1 protein-coding gene is annotated in these 7,770 nt (G+C 72.8%); it reads left to right on the plus strand.

Annotation, left to right across the window (positions count from 1 at the left end; genetic code table 11):
• Positions 1-7,671: SDR family NAD(P)-dependent oxidoreductase (locus ABZ956_RS29935; protein ID WP_361900454.1), on the plus strand; the 7,671-nt coding region annotated here is incomplete at its 5' end.
• Positions 7,672-7,770 lie beyond the last annotated feature (99 nt).

A 7,770-nucleotide genomic window follows, 5' to 3' on the forward strand; every position in this document is an offset into this window, starting at 1 on the left:
GTCACGGGTGGCCGTGGTGTGGATGTGGTGCTGAACGCGCTGGCCGGTGAGTTCGTGGACGCGTCGCTGCGGTTGATGGCGCCGGGTGGTCGTTTCCTGGAGATGGGCAAGACCGACATCCGCGACCCCGAAGCGATGGCGTCCGGGGTGCGTTACCGGGCGTTCGATCTGGCGGAAGCGGGTCCGGACCGGACCCAGGAAATGCTCCACGAACTGCTCGAACTCTTCGCGCAGGGCGCTCTTCGGCTGCTGCCGGTCACCTCGTGGGACGTGCGGCGGGCGCCGGAGGCGTTCCGCTTCATGAGCCAGGCCCGTCACATCGGCAAGATCGTTCTGACGATGCCGCGACAGTGGGCCCCCGACGGCACGGTCCTCATCACCGGCGGCACCGGTGGCCTGGGCGGCGAGCTCGCGCGGCACCTGGTGGCCGAACGCGGCGTGAAGAACCTGCTGTTGGTGAGCCGACGCGGCGCCGAGGCGCCGGGCGCGCTGGAACTGCAGGCCGAGCTGCTCGCTCACGGTGCCGACGTGACGGTCGCCCCCTGCGATGTCGCTGATGCCGGGGCCCTGGCCGACCTGCTGGCCACGATCCCCGAAGAGCACCCGCTGACCGCCGTGATCCACACGGCGGGCGTGCTCGACGACGGCGTCGTGACCTCCCTGACGCCCGACCGCCTGTCGGCCGTCCTACGACCTAAGGTCGACGCGGCGTGGAACCTGCACCGGGCCACCCAGGACCTCGACCTGGCCGCGTTCATCACCTACTCCTCCATTTCCGGCGTGATGGGCAGCGCCGGTCAGGGCAACTACGCCGCCGGCAACGTCTTCCTCGACGCACTCGCCCGGCACCGCGCCGCCCGGGGCCTGCCCGCGCAGTCCCTGGCCTGGGGCGCCTGGGCCCAGACGAGCGGCATGACGGGCACGCTGTCGGAAGCCGAGATGCAGCGCATCGCGGCCTCCGGCATGCCCCCGCTGACGGTCGAGCAGGGCCTGGCGATGTTCGACGCCGCCACGGCCTCCGACGAGCCGTACCTCGTCCTCATCGGCCAGACCTCGGGCCCCGGGGCCACCCGGGCGCAGGGGCACGTACCCCCGCTCCTGCGCGGTCTGGTCAAGGGCACCCGGCGAACGGCCGCGACCGCGGCCGGCGGAGCCGGTACGGCCGCGGCACTCACCCGCCAGCTGCTGGGCCTGGGCGAGGAAGAGCGTGCCCGGTTCGCGGTGGAGCTCGTACGGACCGAGGCGGCCGCCGTTCTGGGCCATGCCTCGGCCAAGGCGATCGAGGCGACGCAGGACTTCCACAACCTGGGCTTCGACTCGCTCACCGCCGTCGAGCTCCGCAACCGCCTCACCACGGCCACCGGCCTCCGTCTGCCGGCGACCCTCGTCTTCGACTACCCCACCCCCGTCGCGCTCGCGCAGCACATCGTCAGAGAGCTGCTGGACGAGCACGGGGAGGCGAACCTCCCGGCCGCGGCCACGGCTGCGGTGGCCGAGGACCCGGTCGTCATCGTCGGCATGGCCTGCCGCCTGCCCGGCGGTGTGCGCTCTCCGGAAGACCTGTGGCAGCTCGTCCACGAGGGCCGCGAAGGCATCTCCGGCTTCCCCACCGACCGCGGCTGGGACCTGGACACCCTGCGCACCGGCGGCCCGGACGGCCGGGGCCGCAGCGCGAGCCTCGAGGGCGGGTTCCTGCACGACGTAGCCGACTTCGACGCCGGATTCTTCGGCATCTCACCGCGCGAGGCACTCGCCATGGACCCGCAGCAGCGACTGCTGCTGGAAACGTCCTGGGAGGCGTTCGAGCGCGCGGGTATCGACCCGGAGGGCCTGCACGGCAGCCGGACCGGTGTCTTCGTCGGCACGAGCGGCCTGGACTATGGCGCGCTGGTGATGAACGCGAAGGAGGACGTCGGCGGCCACGCCGGCACCGGTCTCGCCGCGAGCGTCGTCTCCGGACGCGTCTCGTACACCTTCGGCCTCGAAGGCCCGGCCGTCACCGTCGACACCGCGTGCTCGTCGTCCCTCGTCGCCCTCCACTGGGCCGCCCAGTCCCTGCGCAACGGCGAGTGCTCGCTCGCCCTGGCCGGCGGCGTCACGACGATGACCACCCCCGCCAACTTCACGGGCTTCACCGTGCAGGGCGTCCTCGCCCCCGACGGCCGGTGCAAGACCTACTCGGACACCGCCGACGGCACGGCGTGGTCCGAGGGCGTGGGCATGCTCGTACTGGAGCGGCTGTCCGACGCCCGCCGCAACGGGCACCCGGTCCTCGCCGTGGTGCGCGGCTCGGCGATCAACCAGGACGGCGCGTCCAACGGGCTCACCGCCCCCAACGGCCCCTCCCAGCAGCGGGTGATCCGCCAGGCGCTCGCCAGCGCTGGCCTGTCGACCGCCGACGTCGACGCGGTCGAGGGGCACGGCACCGGCACGCCGCTCGGTGACCCCATCGAGGCACAGGCGCTCCTGGCCACCTACGGGCAGGACCGGCCGGAAGAGCGGCCGCTGCTGCTGGGTTCGGTCAAGTCGAACATCGGTCACACGCAGGCGGCGGCCGGCGTCGCCGGCGTCATCAAGACGGTCATGGCGATGCGGCACGGCGTACTGCCGAAGACGCTGCACCTCGACCGGCCCTCGTCCCACGTGGACTGGTCCATGGGCGCGGTCGAGCTGCTGACCGACCAGAAGCCGTGGCCCGAGGTCGACCGGCCGTGGCGTGCGGGCGTGTCGTCGTTCGGCATCAGCGGCACCAACGCGCACGCCATCATCGAGCAGGCCCCGCCGGCCGACGAGCCGGCCGGACAGCAGCGCGCCCGGGCCGGCCACGACTCCGCCGTGACTCCGTGGCCCGTGTCGGCGAAGTCGGCGGCAGCCCTGACCCAACAGCTCGAGCAGGTCTCGTCGCTGACCGGGCTGTCCCCGGTGGACGTGGGTTTCTCGCTGGCGGTGGGCCGGTCGGCTTTCGAGCACCGTGCGGTGTTGCTGGCCGGTGGTGGTGCGGTGGCTGAGGTGGCGCGTGGTGCGGCGATCGGTGATCGGGCGCTTGCTGTCCTCTTTTCGGGTCAGGGTTCGCAGCGGGTGGGGATGGGTCGTGAGTTGTACGGCCGGTTCCCGGTGTTCGCTGGGGCGTTGGATGCGGTGCTGGAGCGGATGGACGGTTCGCTGCGGGAGGTGTTGTTCGGTGATGATGCCGATGCGCTGAGCGAGACTGGTTTTACGCAGCCGGCACTCTTTGCGGTCGAGGTGGCGCTGTTCCGGTTGGTGGAGTCGTGGGGTGTGCGCCCGGACTTCGTCGCCGGTCACTCCATCGGTGAGATCAGCGCTGCGCATGTTGCCGGGGTGCTGTCCCTGGACGACGCGTGTGCGCTGGTGGCGGCGCGGGCTCGGTTGATGCAGGCGCTGCCATCAGGTGGCGCGATGGTCGCGATCCAGGCCGCTGAAGCCGAGGTGGCCGGCCGTCTGGTCGAGGGTGTGTCGATCGCGGCGGTCAACGGTCCGAACGCGGTCGTGATCGCCGGTGACGAAGCCGGAGTACTCCGCATCGCGGAGAAGTTTGCGTCCGAGGGCTGCAAGACCCAGCGCTTGTCGGTCAGTCATGCGTTCCACTCGCCGTTGATGGACCCGATGCTGGAGGAGTTCCGCCAGGTCGCATCGGCCCTGTCCTACTCCGCACCGAAGATTCCCCTCATCTCGAACGTGACTGGGGAGCAGGCGACCGCGGAGCTGGTCTGCTCGCCCGAGTACTGGGTGCGGCACGTCCGCGAGGCCGTCCGTTTCGCCGACGGCGTGCAGACGCTCGCCAAGGCCGGAGCTACCGCCTTCCTCGAGCTCGGCCCTGACGGTGTTCTCGCCGCGATGGCTCAGCAGAGCCTGGACGGCGACAACGACGACCTCGTCGTCGTCCCCGCCCTGCGCAAGGACCGCCCCGAAGAGACCGCCTTGCTCACCGCCCTCGCCCGGCTGCACGTCGCAGGCGTCGACCTCGACTGGACCGCCTTCTTCACCGGAACCGGCGCCCGGCGCGTCGACCTGCCGACGTACGCCTTCCAGCACCAGCGGTACTGGCCCACGCCGGCCACCCGCACGGGTGACGTCACCGGCGCGGGTCTCATCCCGGCCGGGCATCCGCTGCTGGGCGCGGCCGTGCCGCTGGCGGACTCGGACGGGATGATGTTCACGAGCCGGCTCTCGGCGCAGGCTCACCCCTGGCTGCTCGACCACATGGTGGGCGGCACCGTCCTCTTCCCCGGGAGCGGCTTCCTGGAGCTGGCCGTCCGCGCCGGTGACCAGGCGGGATGCGACCGGGTCGAACAGCTCGACCTGACCGAGCCGCTCGTCCTGACCGAGGACGAGGCCATGGCCGTTCAGGTCTGGCTGGAGGCGCCCGACGCGTCGGGCGCCCGCCGGGTGGCCGTCTACTCGCGCCCCGAACACGCCCCGGACCAGCCGTGGACGCGGCACGCCACCGGTGTGCTGACGGTGGGCGAGCGGCTCGCGGAGTTCGACGCGTCGGTCTGGCCGCCGATGGGCGCCGCCGCCGTCGACCTGGACGGCTTCTACGACGCGACCGACTACGGGCCGGCCTTCCAGGGTCTGCGTGCGGTCTGGACGCGCGGTGACGAGACCTTCGCCGAGGTCGAGCTGCCGGGCAGCACATCGGGGGACGGAGACGGGGACGGGGACGCCGGGCACTTCGGCCTGCACCCTGCGCTGCTGTCCTCGGTGATCCACGCTGCCGGGCTCGCCGGAGCGGGGGAGGACGAGGACGTCGTCCTGCTGCCCTCCTCCTGGAGCGGAGTCTCCCTGCACGCCACCGGTGCCGCCCGCCTGCGCGTCCGTCTGGCGAAGCTCGCCGGGAGTGAGAACGCGCTGTCCGTCGCGGCGGCCGACGCCGTGGGCGCCCCTGTGCTCTCCGTGGAGTCACTGGCCCTTCAGGCCGCTTCGGCAGCCGGACTGCCGGATGCCGGCAGCGGACGGGATCCGCTGTTCCGGCTGGACTGGACTCCGGCCCCGCAGGTGCAGGCGGCCGGAGACGTCCGGCACGTGACGCTGGGCGGCGCCGACGAGTTCGGGGTGGGCAGGCCGACGGCTTCCCTCAAGGACGTGGCCGGCGACGAGGGCCTGGTGCTCGTCCCGCTCTGGGGTGATGCCGGGGAGGACGTCCCCGGTGCCGTGCACGAGCTGACGGCCCGTGTCCTGGGGCTGGTCCAGGAGTGGCTGGGGGAGGAGCGGTTCGCCGCCTCGCGCCTGGTCTTCATGACCCGCCGGGCGGTCGCCGCCGATTCCGGCGAGGGCGTCGAGGACCTGGCCGCGGGCGCGGTGTGGGGCCTGGTACGCGCGGCTCAGGCCGAGCACCCGGACCGTTTCGCCCTGGCCGACCTCGGGGACGAGCGGGACGCCGAGGCGCTGCTGCCGGCCCTACCCGCGCTGCTGGGCACCGGCGATGCCCAGTTCGTGGTCCGGGACGGCGTCGTGCGCGTGGGACGTCTGGCCCGCGTCACCACCGACGCGAGCACGCCGGCCCCCGAGTGGGACGCCGACGGCACCGTACTGATCACCGGCGGCACGGGCGCGCTGGGCGGCCGTCTCGCCCGGCGGCTGGCCGCGTCGGGCACCCGGCACCTGCTGCTCACCAGCCGCCGGGGACCGGATGCCCCCGGGGCGGACGAGCTGGAGAAGGAACTCCGTGACCTGGGCGCCCAGGTGACGATCGCGGCATGCGACGCGGCGGACCGGGACGCGGTCGCCGCACTGCTGGCCGGCATACCGGCGGAGCACCCGCTGACCGCGCTCGTCCACACCGCCGGTGTGCACGACGACGGAGCCGTCACCTCCCTGACCCCGGACCGGGTGGCCGCAGTCCTGCGGGCGAAGGCCGACGCGGCGTGGCACCTGCACGAGCTCACCCGCGACCTCGGCCCGGCGGCGTTCATCACCTTCTCGTCCCTCGCCGGGGTGATGGGCAGCCCGTACCAGAGCGGTCACTCCGCGGCGAGCGCGTTCCTGGACGCCCTCGCCCACCACCGCACCGCCCGGGGCCTCGCGGGCACGTCGCTCGCCTGGGGCCCCTGGGCCCTGGACACCGACACCGCCCCGGAGACGGACGTACGGCACGACACGGACACCGACGCCCACACGGACACCGATGCCCACACGGGCACCAGCACCCACCCGGACACCGGCGCCCAGACCGACACCGACACCAGCACCCCCACGGACACCGACGCCCAGCGCATGCAGACGGGCGGCCTGCCGCCGCTGTCGGTCGAGGAGGGCCTGGCCCTGTTCACCGCCGCCGTCCGTTGCGCCGAGCCCGTCGTGGTGCCGCTCGGACTGCCCAAGGGGGCCATGCGGCCGCAGGGCGAGGTGGCTCCGCTGTTCCGTGGTCTGCTGGGCAGGACCCGCCGGGCTGCGGTGAACGCCGCCGCCGGGGCGGGCACGCCGGACACGTTCATCCAGCAGCTGCTGGCGATGGGCGAGAGCGAGCGCGTCCGCCACGTCGTGGACGTCGTCCGCGCCGAGGCCGCCGCCGTCCTGGGCCACGCGTCGCCCGACACCGTCGAAGCGCACCGGGACTTCTACGAGCTGGGCTTCGACTCCCTGACGTCCGTCGAGCTGCGCAACCGGCTGATGAACGTCACCGGGCTGAGCCTGCCGGCGACCCTGGTGTTCGACAGCAAGACGCCCGCCGACCTGGCCGCCTGGCTGCGCAGCGAGCTGTCCTCGCAGTCGACCGGCAGCTCCTCGTCCGGCGGCGCCATGAGGATGTCGTCCGGCGAACCGGAAATCGACTCGCTGGAGCGGCTGTTCCTCGACGCCATGGAGAACGGCAAGCTCAGGGAGGCCCAGCGGATGCTCGCCACGGTCGCCGCGCTGCGCCCCACCTTCGAGGCGACGGCGGAGCTGGAGGACCTGCCCCTGTCGGCCACGCTGGCCGAAGGCACCGGCAGCCCCAGGCTGATCTGTGTCAGCGCGCCCACCGCCAACGCGGGTGTCCACCAGTACTCCCGCCTCGCCGCGCACTTCCGGGGCCGGCGGGACGTGGCCGCGCTGCCGCTGGTCGGCTTCGCCACGGGCGAGCGGCTGCCGGCGACGCCCGAGGTCGCCGCGCGGGTCATCGCCGAGAGCGCGCTCCGCGCCAGCGACGGTGAGCCCTTCGTCCTGGCCGGCCACTCCTCCGGCGGTTCGTTCGCCTACGCGGCGGCCGGGGTGCTGGAGCACACGTGGGGCATCAAGCCCACGGCCGTCGTACTGCTGGACACGCTGAGCTTCCAGCACAACAGCGACGAGGGCGTCGACTACATGGGCATGATGCGGCTCAACTTCAACGGCAGGGAGGAATCGCCCGTACGCCTGACCAACTCGCGGCTGTCCGCGATGGGCCGGTGGATGGTCCTGCTGAACGCCCTGGACGTCCAGCACACCACGGCTCCCGTCCTGGAGATCAAGTGCGACCGGTCCCTCCAGGGGCTGGAGACCGCTCCGGAGACGGACGGCGGGCAGTCGACGCGGTCGGCGCAGCAGGAGCCGCTGGTCGCCTCGGCCGCCGTGCGGCTGGTGGCGGCGGACCACCTGTCGATGATGCGGGAGGACTCCGCGAAGACCGCCGAGATCATCGAGAGCTGGCTCACCTCGGACGCGTTCGCCGCCCTCGCGGCAGACATCGGCTGATATCCGGCCGCATCGACGGGCGCACCGCGCACCCTCCGGGTGTGCGGTGCGCCCATTTCGGCTGCGCATCTAGGGAAACCCGCAGTCCACGTTGACGAA

Origin of the sequence: Streptomyces sp. NPDC046261 (genome assembly GCF_040646235.1) — a bacterium.
Classification (GTDB): domain Bacteria; phylum Actinomycetota; class Actinomycetes; order Streptomycetales; family Streptomycetaceae; genus Streptomyces.